The sequence below is a fragment of the Akkermansia sp. AE01SA01 genome (genome assembly GCF_036417395.1).
Classification (GTDB): domain Bacteria; phylum Verrucomicrobiota; class Verrucomicrobiia; order Verrucomicrobiales; family Akkermansiaceae; genus Akkermansia.
On the sequence record NZ_CP143890.1, the window covers coordinates 825,976 to 844,650 of the forward strand.

The following is an 18,675-nucleotide window of genomic DNA, read 5'->3' on the forward strand; positions in this document are numbered from 1 at the left end:
GGCCCTTGCGAATAACAATCCTGCGAATATGTCCCAAGATGATTCCATTGCCGTGCAACTCCCCTCGCGGGGGCGCGGAAATTCCCGTGTGGCCTATCTGGACCGGTCTATTGACCAGTTGATCTACGATTTCATGGAGGAGGAGAAAATTCCAGGCATGACGCTCGCCATTGTCCAGGCTCCCTACATCCCCCGTATTGTGGGCTATGGCGTGTCCAATGCGGAAACCGGACTCCTTGCCTCCACAAATACCCTGTGGCCCGCGGCGGAAATATCCCAGGGGTATGCCGCCATCGCCGCCTTCCAGCTGGTGGAACAGGGCGGCATGGAAATCACGGACAAGGTATCCCGTTTTGTCAAGGACATGCCGGAAGCGTGGAAAAACGTTACGATTCTACAGCTTTTGCAGCATTCCTCCGGAATTCCGGATTACAGGAAGTCCTCCCAGTATGATGCGGCGCGTGATTATGACCCGGCGGAGCTTCTGTCCCTGGTCAGGCTGGCGGATCTGGAATTTCCCTCCGGAACGGACGTACGGCAGAGCGCCACCAATTTTCTTCTTCTTTCCATGGTTGTTGACGCTGTGGCCGGAATGCCCTATGAGGAATTCGTCAGGCAGCGCCAGTTCCTGCCGCTGGGATTGAACCATACCATGTTCGGCAAGGACCTGGGAGCCGTGGAGCAGGATAACGTACGCGAACACGGCAACAGGCATACTCTGTTCAAATCGCGCGAAGCTTATGTAAACCCTGCTGAAACGGCCTCCGGATATGCCGTGAAGGACGGGAAGATTATTCCGGTTCCTGCGCCCGCCCGTTCTTCCCTGCGCGGTTTTGCGGACATCTGGTCCACGCCGGAGGAAATCAGCTTCTGGGATGTCTGTCTGGCAGGCTCCATCCTGGTGAAGGATGAAAAGCACCGGGACATGATTTACAAGCCCGTCCGCCTGGACAACGGGAAAATAGTTCCGGCCATGGCCGGCTGGCAGTTCCCGCACCACAAGGGGCTGATGGACATCAAAGGCGGAATTCCGGGATTTTCCTCTTACATCTGCCGGTTCACAGACCCTGCGGAGCTGGTGTGCGTGACGCTGACCGCCAACAGGGAAGGGGTGGACCTGACCAATCTGGCTCGCCGCATTGCCGGCGCCCTGGACTCCGGGCTCGGTTCCAGCCATCTGAATGACGACTCTCTGTACCTTTACGAAAGCGTATTCGGGGTGGATGAAACGATGGACCGTATTGAAAAGATATTGTCTGCCCGCTCCATTCCCGTTTTTGCCAGGATTGACCATGGAAAAAATGCACGGGAAGCGGGGTTGGAAATGCCGCCCTCCCGGGTTGTCATCTTTGGCTCCCCCAAGGTAGGAACCAACCTGATGCTGAAAAATCCAGGCATTGCCACGGAATTGCCCCTGCACATCGCCGTGTGGGAAGACGGCAAGGGAAGCACCTGGATCAGCTTTCCCCATATGGAGAAAATCGCTAAAGCATACGGTGTGGAAGACATGCCCGCCATTGCCGCCATTCGCCAGCTGCTCCGGGACATTGCCTCCCGGGCAGCCAATATTTATTGAGAATCCGTCTTCCCGTTGTGAATACAGTAGTTATAAGAAAGGAACCGCCTCCTTTCACGGAGGCGGTTCCTTTTGAAAAAAAGCAAGGAGCGGATGCTTCGTCCGCATGGACTGGATTTAGCCGATCAGCTTGTAGTACTGAAGGTGAATCTGGGGATTCAGGCGAAGACGTTCGCGGATGGTCTTGATGGCGGAGGGGTCCGCCGTGAAGGTGTAGGTCACGTACTGGCCGGCGGCGAGATGGTGGGATTCATAGGCGAATTCACGGCGGCCTACGTTTTCGGTGGCGGTGATGTCGGCACCTTCTTCCTTCATCGTGGCGGCTACGGAATTGATCAGTTCTTCAACTGTGGTTTCCGTACCTTTCATGTTGAATACGATAAGAGCTTCGTAATTTCTCATGGTCTTGTTATAATTAGAAATGTGTCGTGCGAACGGTACGCACCTTGCGGGCAAATAAGGTGCAATGATTGCCATCAGAAAGCAAGCCTATTTTTTACCTTGTCTTCTGAACAGGCCGTTTCCTGCATGCCACCCCTGCGGATGAAATGCCGGGGCGGTGCGCAGAAAGAGAAAATTGACTTTTGGATATGGAAGGAATCTGGGGCAGGAAAAAGAATTGATGCCGCCGACGATTTTATTATTCTGGGCAGTCATGATTTTTTTACGAATTATTTTCCTATGCTGGGCAGTATGCGGAATTCATGCGGTGGCAGGTGTCCGGATAGTGGATGTGATGACCAAAAATGACGTGTTTTCCCAAGCTTTGGAGATGATTGGAACCCGAATCAAGGATTCCACGTCATGCAGGGAAGTAACGGAAGAACTGAGCAGGGAGGCTGACAAGCAGGAAAAACGGTGGAGGGAGGCATTCATGTCCGGCGCGCCGACACCGCAGGAGTGGTGCCAAATAGCTGAATTTGAAGCGGAGAATTTTAAAAAATCTTTGACGGACAAGGGGAAGAAGGACCAGGATAAGCTTGTCTCCCTGGCAAGGCTGGAAGAGGAAGGCGTTATTTCCCATCAAGAAGCGGAAAAGGCAATGGCTGCGCTGCGCAGGCTGTTGTTCGTGTCCAAAACGGCTGTGGATTCCCTGGATGACTTCATCGCCGGGGCTTCGTTGCCCCTGCCGGCTTCTCCGGATGGAGATTCCTATGAAAAGCTGGTAGCCTGGAAATTGGACCCTGATAATTCCCTCTCTTATCAAATGAATCATGATCCCATCTGCGGCGGTTGCGTGGAAAAGACGCTGGAATATTGCCTGAATGACCGGGTCATGGAATTTCTGTACGGAACATTGGTCCGTGCCTGCCGGGAGAGGCGTGCTCAATTAATCCGGGAGCATGCGGACAGGAGATTGGAGGAAGCGGAACGATTCTCCAGGCTGCCTCCCCTGACGCCGGAGCAATGGTGCTGGATCGTGAAACAGGAGCACGGACAGGAGTTTCTGGAACGTTCGCTGGCGGATATGATCGTCGCAGCCATCTTCATGATGGGTGAAAGGAAGGAGGGAGAGGACGGGACTCCCGTTATTGATGAAACAAGCCGGTATTACTGGATAGAGACTCCTGAAAAAATCGTCCGGTTGTGGAAGGAAAAGGCGCTCCGGGAAAGCGGACGTTAACGCGCCGAAGCCATCCGGACAGCCAGTTGGAAGGCATGGATGGTGCTGGACGGGTTGGCTTTTCCTGTGCCCGCCAGATTGAAGGCGGTGCCGTGGTCCGGGCTCAGGCGGGGGCTAGGAAGGCCCAGCGTGACGTTGACGGCGGTGTGGAAGTCCACCAGCTTCAGGGGAATCAGACCCTGGTCGTGGTAGGGAGCCAGCACGGCGTCATAAAGTCCTTCCGCCGCCTCCCGGTACACGCAATCGGGAACGGAAGGGCCTTCAAACAGGGCTTCCGGGCATAATTCCTTCAGCCGTTCCACGGCCGGAGAAATGATGGATTCATCCTCATTGCCGAAGGCGCCGTGTTCTCCCGCGTGGGGATTCAGGGCCGCCAGGGCGATGCGCGGCCTTGAAATGCCCTTGCGGCGGCAGAAATCTTTCAGCAGCATTCCGATGCGGACCAGCTCCCCCGTATTCAGCAAGGAGGGCACGCTTTGCAGGGAGGTGTGGATGGTCGCCAGGCCCACCGTCAATTTTTTCCCGGCCAGGCACATGGCGTAATTCTCCGTTTCCAGGCGTTCTGCAAAAAATTCCGTCTGTCCCGGCCAGCGGAAGCCCGCCACGTGCAGCGTTTCCTTGCATACGGGGGCGGTCACGACGGCGTCGATTACTCCTTCCCGGAGAGCTTGGGCCGCCTGTTCCAGATGTTCAAAGGCATAGTTGGCGGATTCCGGATTCGGCCTGCCCACGGGAACGTTTTCCCGGCGTCCGATGAGCCGGTATTCCGCTCCCGCCGGAAGTTCTCCGGAGGACAAGGCGGCGGCGACCACTTCCGGGCCTATGCCCGCCTGGTCGCCCAGCGTGTATCCAATGACCGGTTTCATGGGAAAATGGGACGGGATGGAGATTATTCGGGAACGGGAACAGCCTCCGGAATAGACTCTTCCTCCGCCGGGAAAGCGGACGGGGCCGGAACGGCAGCCGGCTGTGGGGGGGCGGAGCGTTTTCCCATCTTGATCACCTTGGTGGTCTTTTCCGGTTCGTCCGGATGGCGGAGTTCGAATTCCAGATGGGAGTTGGTTGACCAGTGATAGTAGATCGTGGCGCCCAGGGCGGCCAGGACCAGAATCAGAAGAATGGAACCGAAGAAGGAACGCATGGCATTACTGTGTGATGCGTGCTGTGGAAATTCAAGAAATTATCGAGACCGTGCGCGCGGGCTGGATAAAAGCCGCAGGCCGCTGCGTCCGCTTTCGCCACAAGGCGCGCATTTCCATGCAGGGGGAGGCTTGCCGTCGCAGTGTATGCAAGCTCCTGGCCCGGAGCATGGGCCGCAGGGAAGAAGTCCCGGGCGGCGTTTGTATGAGCGCGGGATCAGGAAAGGATTTTCACCGCCGTAAACAGGATGATGAGCAGAATGATGAAGCCGATGATTTTCCCGGCCAGGCTAGCGGGCGTTTTTCCATTTTCGCACCCGTGGCATCCGCCGCATTCCATGCCGCAGGGGCCGCAAGAACCGCAGGATGATTTTCCGTCTTCGTCCACATGGTCGGCAAGGAGCAGTTCCAGTTCACGGACGGTAGGTTCCACGCCGGAGACCACGATGCGGCCGTTGACGGCAAGAGCGGGTAGCGGGCTGCCGTCATGTTCCGGTCCGGCCTCCACCTGTTCCACCGGAATGTCCCGGTCCAGATTCTCCAGCGCCCGGAGGGCATTGGCGTGCAGGATGTTTCCCGGACAGTCCCGGCTGTGGAATAATTGAATGCAGGCCATGGTCTCTGGGGCGGCGTGGAGGAAGCCGTTTTTAGGGAAACGGCTTCCTCCAACAAATAGGATAGCCGTTGAAAGGTCAATGCGTTTTTCCGTGTCATGACATATAAGTGATGGACGGAAAATATTTTAGACTTTTCAAACAGTGGGGGAACGGGCACTATCCCGCCGGTCCTGCCATGAAAAAGTTATTTGCATTCCTTCTGACGCTGGCCTGCGCGTTCCAGTTTTCCGCCCAGGCGCAGGAGAAGCCCAGCTACATCGCCATTGAAGCCAATTCCGGCAAGCTTCTTTTCAGTTCCAACGCGGAAGCCAGAAGGCCCGTGGCCAGCCTATCCCAGGTGGCTACCGCCATGGTGACCCTGGACTGGGTGGCCCGCACGCGCCTGCCCCTGGATACGTTCATTACCGTTCCCCAGGAAGCGTTTGGCCTCCGCGCCGGGAATCCCATGGACCTTCAGCCTGGCGACCGCCTGACGTTGCGGGATGCCCTGTATTCCACCCTGCTGGGGGCGGACAATGTCTCCGCCCTGACGATAGCCTCCTTTGTGGGCCGTGACCTGGTGTCCCGCCGGGGCAGCGGCACTCCCATTGCCGCCTTTGTGTCGGAAATGAACAATCTGGCCCGTTCCCTCAGAATGACCAAGACGCGCTTCACCGCCCCCCACGGCCTGGATGCCGGCAATGCCGTTTCCACCTCCTGCGCCCTGGACATGGCCCTGCTGGGCATGTACAGCATGCAGAATCCCGCCTTCTGCTATATCGTCTCCCAGGCGAGCCGCCGCATCGGCGTCCAGTCCCAGACCAAGGGAACGACGATGTATGATATTTCCAACAACAACAAGATGATGAGCACTTCCGGCGTGGACGGCATCAAGGCGGGCTCCTCCCGCGCCGCCGGACAATGCCTGCTGCTCAGCGCCACGCGGAACGCCATCGCCCGCCGCAGCCCCCAGACCGGGACGGAAGTGATTTATCCCCAGCGCATGATCATTGCGGTGCTTGGGACCGGAGAACGCTATTCCCTGGCACGCCAGATGCTGAATACCGGCTGGCGCGTGTGGGAAAACTGGCAGGCCTCCGGGATGGACATGAAAGATCCCAAGGAGTTCGTGCAGCTCCCTGTGAAATCTGGTACAGAAAAGCGATAGGAAGTAGACGCCCCCGGAATTTTCTGCTATAAGGGGCACCGCATATGAATATTGGTGTTTTGAATAGCGGCGGGGATTGTCCCGGCCTGAACGCAGTTATTGAGGGCGTTGTCGGTGCGGCATCCCGCCGTGGATGGAATGTCGTGGGTTTTTACGATGGGTTTGAAGGCCTTCTCTCCGAAGAGGGCGATGACCGTTTTGAATGGCTGACCCCTGCCGGGTGCCGCGGTCTGCGTGCCAAGGGAGGCACCATTCTGGGGACCGTGAACAAGGGGAACTTCGCCATCAAGGTGGGCGTGGGGCAGAAGGGGGAAATCGAACCGTCCGTTCTGGAAAAGACGAAAGCTACCGTCAAGCGCCTGGGGCTGGACGCCCTGATCGTGGTGGGCGGCGACGGCTCCCAGTCCACGGCTCTTCTTCTCGCTGAAATCGGCCTGCCTGTCGTCGGCGTGCCGAAGACCATTGACAATGACCTGGGCGCTACGGACGTGACCTTCGGCTTCAACAGTGCCGTGGCCATCGTGTCCGAATCCCTGGACCGTTTGGAAACCACCGCCAACGCGCACCAGCGCATGATGGTGGTGGAAGTGATGGGCCGCCATGCCGGATGGATTGCCTTGGAAGGGGGCATCGCGGGCAGTGCGGATGTGATCCTTTTGCCGGAAATCCCGTTCTCCCTGGAGAATGTGGTAGAATGCATCAAGGCCCGCAAGGCCGCGGGACAGCGTGAAATTCTTGTGGTAGTTTCCGAAGGCGCGCGCCTGGCGGACGAACTGGTGCTTCTGAACGAGAAAACCCAGGGGGAAGTGCGTCTGGGGGGCATCGGCAAGGTGATCTCCAAAAAACTGGAGGAGGCGACGGGCATTGAAACCCGCTCCTGCGTCCTGGGACACATCCAGCGCGGCGGTTCTCCCTGCGCTTACGACCGCATTCTGGGCGTGCGCTTCGGCAGTTATGCCGTGGAGCTGGTGGAACGCAAAAAGTTCAGCTACATGGTTGCCCTCAAGGGAACGCAGATGGTTGCCGTTCCCATTGAAGAGGCCGTGAAGACCCTCAAGCTGGTTGACCCGGACTGCCAGATGGTGCGTACGGCTCGCGACCTGGGCGTTTGCTTCGGCGATTGACGCCGCATTTCCCTTGTCTTCTTGTCATTCTTCAACCGTATCCTGGGTTTCAGGATACGGTTATTTTTTGCGGAAGGGTGCCGTACTTGTTCGGCCCGGTTGTTCCTTTGATCAGCATCATGGCCAGGAACAGGATGGAAAGCTGGTCCATCAGGTTGGAGCACAGCGTCAGGTAGGGCAGGTATGGGGTGATGTCACCCGGAATCACGCGCAGCAGGATGATGAGCAGGACGGAGATGATGAAAATGCAGACGGGTATGAGGATGAATTTGCCGCTCAGGTTGCCGTCGTGCAGGCGGCGCATGGCCGCTGCGGCGTTGAACATTATATTGAATCCCGCCACGCCGATCAGCAGTTCCAGGGAAAGTGTGCTCAGGTCTCCGGACTGGTAGAAGAAATAAAAAGTGGGATTGACGCAGGCATGGGCCAGCAGGATCAGGGCGTCCTGAGGCTGGGCGATGTAAAGCAGGATTTCACGGGAAGGGGAAAAATACGGATGCAGGACCGTGCTGTCGTAGTCCACCATGTTATACCCCAGTGGCAGGAACAGGAAGAGGGAGAGAAGGAAAAAGGACCAGAATTCCGCTCTGGAAGCCCGTCCCGCCGCCGTAGTCAGCTTCCGCAGGCTGATGAGCCAGTAAAGATAAAAGGGCGTCAACGGCTGCGCGGCTTGTTCCTGCGCCAGCCCCTGTTCCGCAGCGGCCGGAGCGGCGGATGCCCGTACGGAGGCGTTTCCGCAGTATTTATTGTTTTCCGTTTTGCTTTCGCTCAAAGTCAGATAGAAAAAGAGCAGGCGTCCGAAGCCGAGGGGAAGCAGAAGGACGAGTGCCCAGAACCCGCTTCTGCCCGTATCGTGCAGGCGCCTGAACGTGACGGCCACGCAGGGAAGCACCAGCGCAACCCACAGGAGAATGGTCAGGGCATCTCCGTAAACGCTCACCCTCCTGTTGGGAATATGCAGCCAGTCCGTAATGATATAGCCCGCCAGGGCCGGAACCAGGGCCAGAAGAGGGAGTGCCATGAACCACCAGAATTCCGGGCGAGAGGCGCATCCCCTGAATTCTGCGTAATGAAGAAATCCTTTTTTCCAGTATTCAAGGGGGGAAGCTGAAGCTTGCGCAGGGAGGGATGCGGGGGTGGGGGTGGAAATGGAGACGTCCGGCATGGATGAGAGGGGATACTGCCGTTTTTGACCGCCGGAAGCTCCCGAACGCTCAATGCCGGACTTGCAAAGACACGGAAAGGGGAGGAAAACGCGCTGGGTCAGACCAGGACGACGGCCATCAGCAGCATGCCGGCGATGATGCCTATGATGGACATGTGGTGGTGGCCCCAGCGTTCCGCCATGGGCAGCAGTTCGTCAAAGGAAATGAAGACCATGATTCCGGCCACGGAGGCAAACAGGACGGAGAGCACCGTGGGCGTCAGGAAGTGGAACAGGAAGATCATGGCAATCGCCGCGCCGACAGGTTCAGCCAGGCCTGACAGGAAGGAGTAGAACACGGCTTTCTTCCGGCTTCCCGTGCCGTAGTAAAGAGGAACGGCCACGGCGATTCCTTCTGGAATGTTGTGCACGGCCACGGCCAAGGCGATGGACGTCCCCAGAGTCAGCGAGTCCAGCCCCGCGGCAAAGGTGGCGATGCCTTCCGGAAAGTTGTGGATGCCTATGGCCAGAGCGAACAGGACGCCGGACCTTTTGATTTTGGCGGAGGAGAATTCTCCGCTACCGTTGCCGTGGATGTCTTCCGGTCCGCGCGCTTCGTGCGGATTTTCGTCTTCCGGCACCAGGTAGTCAATCAGCGCCGCCACGGCGATTCCTCCGAAGAAGGAGGCAATCGCGATCCAGGACCCTGCCGTGTGGCCTTTAAATTCGATCAGGCGGTGCTGGGCCTCCCCCAGCAGTTCCACCAGGGAAATGTACACCATCACGCCGCCGGAGAAGCCCAGGGAGAAGGTGAGCGCCTTCGTGTCCGTCTTTTTCATGAAGAAGGCGATAAAGCCTCCTATGCCGGTGGCAAGTCCCGCCAGCGTTGTCAGCAGAAAGACGGTGAGAATGTGGTTGGTGGAAAGGTCCATGGAAGGAGCTGCGGGAACGGCGAAACGGTCCGGCGCTCCCGCAGCGGAAATATTACTTCTTGGCGGCGGGCGGAACGATGCATTTGACGGCCGGAATGGCTCCGGGCGGCAGAGGCGGCTGTTCTCCCGGCTTCAAGTTTTCCCGTTCCTTTTTGATGGTAGGCAGGTTGGCCAGGAGCCTGCTGCAAGCGCGGCCGTCGTCGCTGTCCGGAAGAAGGGAGATGGCGCTTTTCAGGGGCTCTTCCACTTCATTCACCCTGTTCTGCTGGATGAGAAGACGCGCCTTTGTCAGCAGAAGGGACTGCCTGATCTCCGGGAGAAGACCGTCCTTTTTCAGGGAATTGTCCAGGATGGCGATGGCTTTGCCGGGCTCTTTGGCAGCCAATGCGTAAAAATTGTTTTCCCTGAGGTTTTGCACCATTTCCGTGGACTGGGTTTTAAGCAGGTCTTTCCGTTCCAGGGCGGCACGGATGCCGGTAGTATCCTGCGGGTCCAGCGTGCCCAGTTCTTCCAGGGCCGGCTTGTAGAAAGTCCGGATGCTGGACTGCGGCACTGTCTTTAAAAGCTGGACAAGCGTGTCCCTGCGCTCCTGGCTGGAGAGCTTCCCTTCCAGTTTGTCCGTCAACTCCTGCTGGGCTTTAAGGGCCTTTTCCGCCTGGGCCGTGTCTTTCATGACCTGTTCCGGACTGCCGTATCCCACGACGGAGTGGACGGGCCTGCCCTGCGCGTCCGTGAAGACCAGGGACGGGAAGCCGGTGATGCCATAGGATTTCTTGTAGGAATCAAAAGATGCCCTGGTCTGTTCGTCCTGTTGTTTTTTACGTGGAAAATCCAATTCTACGGGGATAAAGGCACGCCCGATGGCCTCCTGGACTTGCGGAAGGGAAAAAGCCTGCGTCTTCTGCGAGATGCAGGCGCCGCACCAGTCCGATCCGGTGAATTCCAGCATGACTCCCTTCTTTTGGGCGGCGGCCTGCTGCATGGCTTCCGCAGGGTTGGTGCTCCACGTTTCGGAAGCTACGGCCGCACCGGCAATGAGCGCGGCCACGATAGGCAATGCGAATGTATTCATGATGTTGAAAGAACGTTACATGGGGGGCAGCGGGGAATGAGCCGGGGGCACCCAGATGGCGCCGGAAGAAGGGGCGTCGGAATTTCCCGTGTTGGTGGGCGTTTCAATCCGGGGCGGCCCTGCGGGCGGATCCAGGTCCTTCACCACCACTTTCTTTTTCTCCGGAGCGGGTGCGGGGGTGGGGGGCGCGGGAGAAGGAGAGGCATCCCTGCGGATGATGGGGTTCTCCAGGGCTGCGTCCGACTGGTTCATGGCTGTGATGTTCAGCGGGTCCCCATAAGCCAGCAGTTCCCGGATGTCGTCGGGAAGGTCCCCGGCAGCGATGGACGTGGTGCCCTGTTCATGCAGGATGCGTACGAATTCGTTTTCCACTCGCGTGATTTCCACGTTCAGGTAGGTTTTCCCAGAATGGATGGTTTTCAGAATGTCGAACTTGCGGCCGCGGGCCTTGGCCCTGGCCGCCTGGCGGTAACGGTCGTAATAGGAGCGGATTTCCCCGCGGATGCCGGCAACGCGCATTTTCTCCTTTTCGATGGATTTCAGGGTGTCTTCCAGATCGGTCGCGGTCTTTTCGGAAATATCCAGCAGGCTGAGAAGCTGTTCCTTGGGGGCGGTCCTGTTCCGTATATCCCTGAGCTGTTCCTGCTTTTTCAGAAGCAGGGCATGGCTGGCCTCCAGCGCTTCCCGCGTATCTTTCACCGGGTTCGGAAGATGGGAGAATTTTTCATAAACAATATAGCCCGCACCGATGACGATCAGGGCGAATAGGCCCAGGCACAGGTTCCAGAACAGAGCGTCGCCCTTGGCCTTTTTGATCTCTTCTTCCTGCTGGGCCGTATTTTCTTCCGCGGCGTGTTCCGCAACGACGTCCAGAGAGGTTTTCAGGCGTTTTTTCGGGGTGCGGGGCGCATCCTTTTCCCTCTTTGCTTCATCCCGTTCCGGTTTGGGGGCGAAGCGGACTTCGTCTTCCTGGGAAACGGAGGGATCGGGGGAGGAAGGTTCGTGAGAGGAGGAATCAGTCATGGAGAGGGCAGGGGTTGGGGTTAGTCCACCGGGTGGGATTGCTTGAAGTCGGCCAGTTTGGCGGCGTAGGCGTTATATTGGTATTGCAGGGCGTGGAACTCCTGCTTGCGGTGCGCCAGGGTCTTGCGCATGTCTTCAATGTCAAAGCACAGGTGTTCGAAGTCCCGGCGCTTGGAGGGCAGGATGTCCATATCCTTTACCGTGAATGGCGTTCGGATTTTTCCGGGATTGGAAAGCCGCTTCTGCAGATCGTAATTCACGCGTGCGTCGTGGGATTCCGCCTGCCTGATTTCCTGGTCCATTTGGGCCAGGGCTTCCTTCGTCTGCTGGAGCTGTGCGTGGAGCTGCTGGTGTTCCGTTGTGGACCCGCCCGTAATCAGGGAGGTCAGGGCCGTGTTCGTGCCGTTGTCGCACGCGGAGAGGGTCAGTACAAGCGCCAGTGCCGGAAAGGCTGGCCTGGTGAATCGCACGATATTGAACATGCCGGGGATTATGCCCTTGATCGGGGGGGAAAGTCAAACTGTTCATGCGCCTGCAAAACAATGATTTTGCTCGCATAAAACGCGCGTGCGGCTACAATGCCCCCGGCATGATGCAATTATCGGAGATAGGAGGCCATCTGACGGCCAGGACCGGGATTGATGATTTGATGGAGGATTTGTTCAAGGCCCTCCATTCCGGAGATCCCGGCCTGTGCCAGTTGAACGGGGGGAGCCCCGCCGTGATTCCGGAAGTGACGGAACTGTGGCGGCGCAGCATGATGGAACTGGTCCGGGACGGGCGGTTTGACGTGCTCGTGGGCCATTACGCCCATCCGGGGGGCGACCCTGCCTTTATTCGTGCCCTGGCCCGCTTTCTCAATGACCGCTGCGGCTGGAACCTGAAGCCGGAGAACATCGCCATCACCCAGGGCGGCCAGATGGCCTGCTTCACGCTTTTCAATATGCTTGCCGGCCCCTGTGCGGAAGGCGGCATCCGTGAAATTCTCTTTCCCCTTTGTCCCGATTATGTGGGCTACCAGTCCCAGTCCCTGTGCGGCGGCGTGATGTTCCGCGGCATCCGCCCTGGAATCCGCATGCTGGACGAGCATTTGTTCAAGTACGTGATCGACTTTGACCGTCTGGACGTCCGCCCGGAAACGGCTGCCGTCTGCATGTCCCGCCCCACGAATCCGACGGGCAACGTGGTGACGGACGAGGAGCTGGACCGCCTGCGGGCGTTGACTTCCCGCGCCGGAGTGCCGCTGATGATCGACAACGCGTACGGCGCGCCACTGCCCAATATCTGCTTTGTCCCGGTCAAGCCCGTTTGGGACGAGAACATGATCCTGACCATGAGCCTGTCCAAGATCGGACTGCCAGGCACGCGCACCGGAATCGTGATCGCCCGGCCGGACATCATCCGCGCCGTGGTCAGCATGGTTACGACTTCCTCCCTGTGCCCCAACAATCTGGGGCAGGCGCTGGTGACTCCCTATCTGGAGGATGGCACGCTGGAGCACGTGTGCCGTGAAACACTGACGCCGTTTTACCGGAGCAGGGCTGACTTCGCTCTGTCCCTGCTGCCGGAACTTTTCGGGGAAGAGATTCCCTGGCGCGTGCACAAAAGCGAAGGGGCCATGTTCCTGTGGCTGTGGTTTGAGGGTCTCCCCATCACCTGCCAGGAATTGTATGAACGCTGCAAGGCTCGCGGCTGTTTCGTGAATCCGGGCCATCATTTCTTCTTTGCCCTGCCGGAGGGCCGGGAGCCGTGGCCCCACAGGCATGAGTGCATACGCATCAGCTTCACTCAGACTGAAGAACTGCTGCGCAAGGGGCTTTCCATCGTGGCTGACGAAGTGAAGCGCGCCTATACCCATTCCTAACCCAATCCGAAATCGCAATCCATGAACAGCATGACCGGCTTTGGTAGAGCCGTTGCCCAGACAGACCGTTACAACATTCCAGTTGAAATATCCGGAGTAAACCGCAAGCAGACGGAAATAGCCGTCAACGTGCCGCGCAACTGCGCGGAGTGGGATGCCCCCGTGCGCTCCATCGTGCAGGGAAGCGTTTCCCGTGGCCGCGTAGGTGTTTCCATCTCCCTGGAACGGACGGAGGAAGCGGACGGCTCCCTCCAATTGGACGAAAGGAAGCTGGCCTCCCTAGTGGGGCTGCTGAACCGCGCCTCCGATCTGGCGGCCCGGCCCATGACGTTGCAGGCGTCCGACCTGCTGAGGCTGGACATCATCGCCTCCGAGGCGGAAACCGCGCTTTCCCCGGAGGAAGCATGGCCTGCGGTGGAAGAGGCCCTCAGGGCGGCCCTGAAAGATTTCCTCGCCATGCGCGCGGCGGAGGGCGCCAACCTGAAGGCGGATGTGCTCGGCAAGCTGGAAACCCTGGAAAAGTACCGGAACAAGATCGCGGAACACGCCCCTTCCGTTCCCGTCAGGCTGAGGGAAGCCATGCTCAAGCGCCTGGCGGAAGCGGACCTTTCCGTCTCTGCGGATGACGAGCGCATCATCCGGGAAGTGGCCCTGTTTGCGGACAAATGCGACATTTCCGAGGAGACCACGCGCCTTTCCTCCCACTTTGACCAATTCCGCACCCTGTGCGATTCTTCCGCCCCCGCCGGAAGGCCATTGGACTTCCTTTGCCAGGAGATTTTCCGGGAATTCAACACCATCGGTTCCAAGGCGAACGACTCCACGCTGTCCCATCTGGTGGTGGCCGCCAAGACGGAACTGGAAAAAATCAGGGAACAGGTTCAGAATATCGAATAACAGCCATGAAACAGCATTTGGGAACTTTGCTGGTGGTTTCCGGTCCCTCCGGTTCCGGAAAGACGACTTTATGCCGCCGGGCGACGGAAAACGGACTGTGCGTGTACAGCATTTCCTGCACGACCCGCCAGCCCAGGCCGGGAGAGGTGAACGGCGTGGACTACCACTTCCTGACTCCCTCCGAATTCGCCGCCAGGGTGGAGAAGGGGGATTTTCTGGAATACGCGGAGGTACACGGCAACCGCTACGGCACGCTGAAGGCGGACATTCTGGACCTTCTGGAACAGGGGAAAACCGTGGTGATGGATATTGACGTGCAGGGGGCTGCCCAGGTCCGCGCGTGCCGGGACGGCATTCTTCCCCGGTGTTATGCGGACGTTTACATTCATGTGCCGCAGCAGGAGTTGAAAAAGCGCCTTTGCGGACGGCAGACGGATGGTGATGAAACCATTTCCCTGCGTCTGCGGAACGCCGCGCAGGAAGACGCCTGCCTGCCGCAGTACCAGTACTGCCTGGTTTCCTCCGACCGGGAGGCGGATTACGCCGCTTTTTCCGCCCTGATCAAGTGCCAGTCCATGCGCGTGGGACTGATGCGGGAATAGGAATCCGGAATTCGGCCTTCTTTCCTTCTCCCTTTATTCTTTACCATAGAGAAGGGAGAAGGAAAGTTTTTCCGAATATATTTTACAGCAGCAATGCCTTTTATTGAAACAGGGACGGGTATTCCTTTAATTTCTGAACGGAAAGCTCAAAGCCCTGGTCCGCCGCTTTTTTCCACCATTCCTTTGCCTTGGAAAGGTCCGTTTCCACTCCTATTCCTTTTTCGTAGAAAACCCCGAGGGTATGCTGGGCCTCGGGAGCACCCTGCTGCGCTGACAGAGTAATCCATTTGGCGGCTTCCTTGAGATTTTGATTTACTCCTGTTCCTTTTAAATAACAGACGCCGAGGTTGTTCTGCGCCTGGGGGTTCCCCTGTTTGGCGGCGGCGGTATACCATCTCACGGCTTCTTCAATATCCTGTGGCACTCCTATGCCATCCTGATAAAAAAGTCCTAGGGTATATTGGGCTGAGGCCTGTCCCTGCTTGGCGGCCGGAATAAACCATTTGGCCGCCTCCTTGAAGTCCGCAGGAACGCCCAGCCCCTGAAGATAGCACTGGGCAAGATTCTCCTGAGCCAGGGCATTCCCCTGTTTGGCGGCAGCGGTAAACCATTTGACGGCTTCCCCGGGGTTCTGGTCCACGCCTATTCCCGCCATGCAGCAGGTGCCGAGCTGGTTTTGAGCCTGGGAGTCACCCAGTCTGGCGGCAGTGGTGAACCATTTGACGGCTTCCCCGGGATTTTGGTCCACGCCGTTCCCTTCAAGATAACAAAGGCCCAGATTGTTCTGGGCTTGCGTGTATCCCTGCTTGGCGGCAGCGGTGAACCATTTGACGGCTTCTTTGGGGTCCCGGTCCACGCCGGTTCCGCTTTCATAGCAGAAGGCCAGATTGTTTTGTGCCTGGGCGTTTCCCTGTTCCGCCGCCAGAAGGAACAATTTAATGGCTTTCTGCAGGTCCTGATTTACGCCTGTTCCCCGCATGTAACAGCCGCCGAGGACAGTCTGGGCTTTGGCATTCCCCTGTTCGGCAGACATGGAGAACCATTTGACGGCTGTTTTGAAGTCCTGAGGGACGCCTTGCCCATCCTGGTAAAGCACACCGAGGTTGTGTTGCGCGTCAGCGTTTCCCTGTGCGGCTCCCAGTGCGAACCATTTTGCGGCTTCCTGGAAGTCCTGGTTCACGCCTTTTCCCTGGTAATAGGCTATGCCGAGGCTGTATTGTGCGTCAGCATTTCCCTGCCGGGCAGCCATAGTAAACCATTTGACGGCTTCCCCGGAATTTTGGGCCGTGCCTTTCCCGTGCTCATAATAAGTGCCAACATTATATTGGTCCTCGGCGTTTCCTTGTTCCGCAGCCCGGATTAACCATTGGAGAGCCTCCTTGTCGTCCTGGTTGACGCCTATTCCTGTGGCATAGAAAACGGCAAGGTTTCTCTGTGCCTGGATATCTCCCTGCCGCGCGGCCTTGAGAGTCTTCTGGAAAGCCGGAGAGGTCCCCTTTGCGTTTGTTGAGGAATTTGCGGGGGGAGACGTCCCCTCTGTGGCGAGTACTGCAGGTACGGACAGGCCGCAGCCTGCCAGAAGAACCAGGACCGGCAGAAGTGAACCCTTGCCTGCATGGAGCGTTTTTTCCCCGCAAGGAGGAGAAGTTGAGAGAACAGAAGGATTGGGAGACATTATTTTATGAATATGAAAAGCTTGGAACAGTAAAAATATGTTAATATCAAGAAAGGAAAAGTAAATATATTTTGGATGATGAACGGCTCCGGGTGTTTTCTCGCGGCTGACCGTGGAGTAAGGATAACGGGAGTAGCGGAGAATTTCAGCAGTTTGATTTCCGTATATTTCGGAATAAAAATGTGCCGTATATTGCACATTCCTGTAATGGATGCCGGCAAAATTTCGTGTTTGCCATATCCGTTTCCGGTGCTGAATCTGCGGAGGAACGTTGGAAAAATAAAAGCCTTCAAGGGGATGAAGGCTTGAATGTTTTTGCCGGAATGGCCTTTTTCCTATTTGAGCGGGTACAGCCAGCCGATAGAGCAGGTGAAGATGACCCAGAGCAGGAGGTTGAGGGGGAGGCCGACTTTCACGAAGTCTTTGAATTTATAGCCGCCTGCGTTGTACACGTACGTGTTGGTCTGGTAGCCGATGGGGGTGGAGAAACTGGCGCTGGCGCCGAACATGACGGCCAGGATGAAGGGGAGGGGATTGGCGTCGAATTGCAGGGCCATTTCATAGGACAGGGGGCCCATGACGGCGGCCACGGCGTTGTTGGAGATCATTTCCGTCAGGATGGAGCACAGCAGGTACAGGCCGGAGATGGCGAACAGGCAGCCCAGAGGCCCCATGGTATCCACTACGCCGAAGGCGATGGCCTTGGCAAGCCCCGTCTTGCTCATGGCTTCCCCCACGCAGAGCATGCCCAGAATCAGGAAAATGATGCCCCAGTCCACGGACTGGTAGGCTTCCTTGGGCTTGATGCAGCCGGAGATGACGACGATCAGGGCGCCGATGAAGGCCAGGTAGAAGGGATTGAAGCGCGCGAAGAATTTGAAGAATTCCCCATACTGTTCAAAGGAGCCGAGCAGGCCGATGAAGATGAAGATGCCCATGGCCAGAATGGCCCAGCCCTGCTTGCTGCGGTTGTGGGCGTCCGCCGGACGCTGGCTGAGGGGAATGATGCGCTGTTTGGTGAGGATGCGGTTCATGCCTTCCTGCGGACCTTCCAGCAGCAGGGTGTCCCCGGCAATCAGCTTGGTGTCCGATCCCATGTCCGTGATGTTCCTGCCCTGCCTGTGAATGGCGAGTACGAAGATGTTGAACCGCTGGCGCAGTTTGAGTTCCGCGAGGGACTGCCCGGCGAATTCGGAGTTGTTGGCGATCATGCCTTCCACGATTTGCACGTCGCGCTGTTCCATGGTTTCCAGCCCGCGGCTGTCATCCCAGCCAAGGTCCACGCCTTTGGCCTCCCGGACCTGGTTGACCTTTCTGGCGTTGCACAGGAACAGCACGCGGTCTCCTTCCTCCAGCGTGATGTGCTGCAGTTCCTCCTGCATGGAGAAGCCTCTGCGGCGTACTTCCACGATTTTCGTCCCCAGCAGTTCGGATTGCATCAGGTCCACGGCGGTGGTTCCGATATGGGAGGAGCCGGCGGGAATCCGGACCTGGAGCAGGAAGTCGCGCTGGATGCCGCCGGGAAGCATGGTGGACAGGGTGGGGCGGGAAGGCAGCCATTTGCGGCCTGCCGTCCACAGGTAGAGCAGTCCCGCCGCCGCATAGATGAGGCCCATGGGAGCCACGGTGAACATCTGGATGCCTTCAAAGCCCAGCTTTTGAACCTGCCCCAGCACGACCACGTTCGTGGACGTGCCCACAACGGAGCAGGTGCCGCCCAGGATGGTGGCGTAGGAGAGGGGGATGAGCAGCTTGGAAGCGGCGATGTTGTGGTCGCGGCAGAAGGCCAGGACGATGGGCATCAGGATGACGACCACCGGTGTGTTGTTGACGAAGGGGGATACCGCGAACGCGCCCAGCGTGATGACCAGAAGGGCGGCGAATTCCCTGCCTTTGGCCACCTTGTTGAATAGCTTGGAGAGGTCTCCGATGAGGCCCGTGCGTTCCAGGGAGGCGCTCAGGATGAACATGCACACGACCGTCAGGGGGCCGCTGTTGGCAAAGCTGGACAACACGTCTCCCGTCGTCAGGATTCCCGTGAGCATCAGGACGGCGGTTCCGGCCAGGGCGGTGATTTCCACCGGGAGCCATTCCCTGATAAAGCTGATGAACAGGAAGACGAGAAGAATGCCTACAATCCATTGCTGGGTAGCGGCGGAATCCAGCCAGCCCATGATGGAGGCGAAGTCGATGTTGGGAAATGGCATGTCGTGGCGGGTGGTTTGACGGATAAGGAGCG

18 protein-coding genes are annotated in these 18,675 nt (G+C 58.0%); 7 read left to right on the forward strand and 11 right to left on the reverse strand.

Features of this window, described 5'->3' with window-relative positions; all coding sequences use genetic code 11:
* Positions 1–28: 28 nt before the first annotated feature.
* Positions 29–1,576: a serine hydrolase gene (locus tag V3C19_RS03390; RefSeq protein ID WP_295933731.1), complete on the forward strand. Its 1,548-nt coding sequence runs from the start codon at positions 29–31 to the stop codon at positions 1,574–1,576.
* 117 nt (positions 1,577–1,693) lie between these two features.
* Here V3C19_RS03390 and rpsF read toward each other — a convergent pair whose 3' ends face one another.
* Complete coding sequence (rpsF, locus tag V3C19_RS03395; RefSeq protein WP_161981202.1) at positions 1,694–1,978, reverse strand: 30S ribosomal protein S6; 285 nt, start codon at positions 1,976–1,978, stop codon at positions 1,694–1,696.
* A gap of 370 nt (positions 1,979–2,348) precedes the next feature.
* On the opposite strand from rpsF, the gene V3C19_RS03400 reads away from it, so the two are divergent.
* A complete protein-coding gene (locus tag V3C19_RS03400; protein WP_295933734.1) occupies positions 2,349–3,200 on the forward strand; it encodes a hypothetical protein in 852 nt (283 codons plus the stop codon).
* Here the strand turns inward: V3C19_RS03400 and pdxA are convergent.
* From pdxA to V3C19_RS03415, 3 genes are all read right to left on the reverse strand, one after another.
* A complete protein-coding gene (gene pdxA / locus V3C19_RS03405; RefSeq protein WP_295933736.1) occupies positions 3,197–4,066 on the reverse strand; it encodes a 4-hydroxythreonine-4-phosphate dehydrogenase PdxA in 870 nt (289 codons plus the stop codon). The genes V3C19_RS03400 and pdxA overlap by 4 nt on opposite strands.
* A gap of 23 nt (positions 4,067–4,089) precedes the next feature.
* Positions 4,090–4,341, reverse strand: a complete 252-nt coding sequence (locus tag V3C19_RS03410) for a hypothetical protein (protein WP_130083004.1) — start codon at positions 4,339–4,341, stop codon at positions 4,090–4,092.
* 215 nt (positions 4,342–4,556) lie between these two features.
* Positions 4,557–4,955, reverse strand: a complete 399-nt coding sequence (locus V3C19_RS03415) for a hypothetical protein (protein WP_295933739.1) — start codon at positions 4,953–4,955, stop codon at positions 4,557–4,559.
* 176 nt (positions 4,956–5,131) lie between these two features.
* Between V3C19_RS03415 and V3C19_RS03420 the strand changes: the two genes are divergently transcribed.
* Together V3C19_RS03420 and V3C19_RS03425 are read left to right on the forward strand one after the other, a co-directional pair.
* A complete protein-coding gene (locus V3C19_RS03420; protein ID WP_161981201.1) occupies positions 5,132–6,103 on the forward strand; it encodes a serine hydrolase in 972 nt (323 codons plus the stop codon).
* Positions 6,104–6,147: 44 nt separating this feature from the next.
* Positions 6,148–7,227: an ATP-dependent 6-phosphofructokinase gene (locus V3C19_RS03425; protein WP_130083001.1), complete on the forward strand. Its 1,080-nt coding sequence runs from the start codon at positions 6,148–6,150 to the stop codon at positions 7,225–7,227.
* Between the two features lie 49 nt (positions 7,228–7,276).
* On the opposite strand, the gene V3C19_RS03430 is transcribed toward V3C19_RS03425, so the two are convergent.
* The 5 genes from V3C19_RS03430 to V3C19_RS03450 form a co-directional block, all read right to left on the reverse strand.
* On the reverse strand, positions 7,277–8,248 hold the full coding sequence (locus tag V3C19_RS03430) for a DUF805 domain-containing protein (protein WP_330937152.1): 972 nt from the start codon (positions 8,246–8,248) through the stop codon (positions 7,277–7,279).
* Between the two features lie 242 nt (positions 8,249–8,490).
* Entirely contained in the window at positions 8,491–9,303 is an 813-nt protein-coding gene (gene zupT / locus V3C19_RS03435; RefSeq protein WP_130082999.1) for a zinc transporter ZupT, read from the reverse strand.
* A gap of 52 nt (positions 9,304–9,355) precedes the next feature.
* Complete coding sequence (locus tag V3C19_RS03440) at positions 9,356–10,375, reverse strand: thioredoxin family protein (protein WP_130082998.1); 1,020 nt, start codon at positions 10,373–10,375, stop codon at positions 9,356–9,358.
* Between the two features lie 15 nt (positions 10,376–10,390).
* A complete protein-coding gene (locus V3C19_RS03445) occupies positions 10,391–11,398 on the reverse strand; it encodes a hypothetical protein (protein WP_130082997.1) in 1,008 nt (335 codons plus the stop codon).
* Between the two features lie 20 nt (positions 11,399–11,418).
* Positions 11,419–11,880 carry a hypothetical protein gene (locus V3C19_RS03450; protein ID WP_130082996.1) on the reverse strand — a complete coding sequence of 154 codons (462 nt, stop codon included), beginning with the start codon at positions 11,878–11,880 and terminating at the stop codon, positions 11,419–11,421.
* 107 nt (positions 11,881–11,987) lie between these two features.
* Here V3C19_RS03450 and V3C19_RS03455 point away from each other — a divergent pair, with 107 nt between their 5' ends.
* From V3C19_RS03455 to gmk, 3 genes are read left to right on the forward strand one after another with little or no spacing between them, the layout of a single operon-like run.
* Positions 11,988–13,262 (forward strand): valine--pyruvate transaminase, encoded by a 1,275-nt coding sequence (locus V3C19_RS03455; protein ID WP_161981200.1) that lies wholly within the window; start codon positions 11,988–11,990, stop codon positions 13,260–13,262.
* A gap of 21 nt (positions 13,263–13,283) precedes the next feature.
* Positions 13,284–14,159: a YicC/YloC family endoribonuclease gene (locus V3C19_RS03460; RefSeq protein WP_130082994.1), complete on the forward strand. Its 876-nt coding sequence runs from the start codon at positions 13,284–13,286 to the stop codon at positions 14,157–14,159.
* 5 nt (positions 14,160–14,164) lie between these two features.
* The gene (gene gmk / locus V3C19_RS03465; protein WP_238623765.1) at positions 14,165–14,761 is read left to right on the forward strand and encodes a guanylate kinase; all 597 of its coding nucleotides are present in this window, start codon (positions 14,165–14,167) and stop codon (positions 14,759–14,761) included.
* Between the two features lie 100 nt (positions 14,762–14,861).
* Here the strand turns inward: gmk and V3C19_RS03470 are convergent, their stop codons facing one another.
* The gene (locus V3C19_RS03470) at positions 14,862–16,436 is read right to left on the reverse strand and encodes an SEL1-like repeat protein (RefSeq protein WP_130082993.1); all 1,575 of its coding nucleotides are present in this window, start codon (positions 16,434–16,436) and stop codon (positions 14,862–14,864) included.
* 335 nt (positions 16,437–16,771) lie between these two features.
* Positions 16,772–18,643: an SLC13 family permease gene (locus V3C19_RS03475; RefSeq protein WP_130082992.1), complete on the reverse strand. Its 1,872-nt coding sequence runs from the start codon at positions 18,641–18,643 to the stop codon at positions 16,772–16,774.
* Positions 18,644–18,675: the final 32 nt, after the last annotated feature.

What these genes read in the sequence shown, in the direction of transcription:
- V3C19_RS03390 (WP_295933731.1), top strand. Translation starts at nt 29, where the DNA reads ATGTCCCAAGATGATTCCATTGCCGTGCAACTCCCCTCGCGGGGGCGC.
- rpsF (WP_161981202.1), bottom strand. Translation starts at nt 1,978, where the DNA reads ATGAGAAATTACGAAGCTCTTATCGTATTCAACATGAAAGGTACGGAA.
- V3C19_RS03400 (WP_295933734.1), top strand. Translation starts at nt 2,349, where the DNA reads ATGATTGGAACCCGAATCAAGGATTCCACGTCATGCAGGGAAGTAACG.
- pdxA (WP_295933736.1), bottom strand. Translation starts at nt 4,066, where the DNA reads ATGAAACCGGTCATTGGATACACGCTGGGCGACCAGGCGGGCATAGGC.
- V3C19_RS03410 (WP_130083004.1), bottom strand. Translation starts at nt 4,341, where the DNA reads ATGCGTTCCTTCTTCGGTTCCATTCTTCTGATTCTGGTCCTGGCCGCC.
- V3C19_RS03415 (WP_295933739.1), bottom strand. Translation starts at nt 4,955, where the DNA reads ATGGCCTGCATTCAATTATTCCACAGCCGGGACTGTCCGGGAAACATC.
- V3C19_RS03420 (WP_161981201.1), top strand. Translation starts at nt 5,132, where the DNA reads ATGAAAAAGTTATTTGCATTCCTTCTGACGCTGGCCTGCGCGTTCCAG.
- V3C19_RS03425 (WP_130083001.1), top strand. Translation starts at nt 6,148, where the DNA reads ATGAATATTGGTGTTTTGAATAGCGGCGGGGATTGTCCCGGCCTGAAC.
- V3C19_RS03430 (WP_330937152.1), bottom strand. Translation starts at nt 8,248, where the DNA reads ATGGCACTCCCTCTTCTGGCCCTGGTTCCGGCCCTGGCGGGCTATATC.
- zupT (WP_130082999.1), bottom strand. Translation starts at nt 9,303, where the DNA reads ATGGACCTTTCCACCAACCACATTCTCACCGTCTTTCTGCTGACAACG.
- V3C19_RS03440 (WP_130082998.1), bottom strand. Translation starts at nt 10,375, where the DNA reads ATGAATACATTCGCATTGCCTATCGTGGCCGCGCTCATTGCCGGTGCG.
- V3C19_RS03445 (WP_130082997.1), bottom strand. Translation starts at nt 11,398, where the DNA reads ATGACTGATTCCTCCTCTCACGAACCTTCCTCCCCCGATCCCTCCGTT.
- V3C19_RS03450 (WP_130082996.1), bottom strand. Translation starts at nt 11,880, where the DNA reads ATGTTCAATATCGTGCGATTCACCAGGCCAGCCTTTCCGGCACTGGCG.
- V3C19_RS03455 (WP_161981200.1), top strand. Translation starts at nt 11,988, where the DNA reads ATGATGCAATTATCGGAGATAGGAGGCCATCTGACGGCCAGGACCGGG.
- V3C19_RS03460 (WP_130082994.1), top strand. Translation starts at nt 13,284, where the DNA reads ATGAACAGCATGACCGGCTTTGGTAGAGCCGTTGCCCAGACAGACCGT.
- gmk (WP_238623765.1), top strand. Translation starts at nt 14,165, where the DNA reads ATGAAACAGCATTTGGGAACTTTGCTGGTGGTTTCCGGTCCCTCCGGT.
- V3C19_RS03470 (WP_130082993.1), bottom strand. Translation starts at nt 16,436, where the DNA reads ATGTCTCCCAATCCTTCTGTTCTCTCAACTTCTCCTCCTTGCGGGGAA.
- V3C19_RS03475 (WP_130082992.1), bottom strand. Translation starts at nt 18,643, where the DNA reads ATGCCATTTCCCAACATCGACTTCGCCTCCATCATGGGCTGGCTGGAT.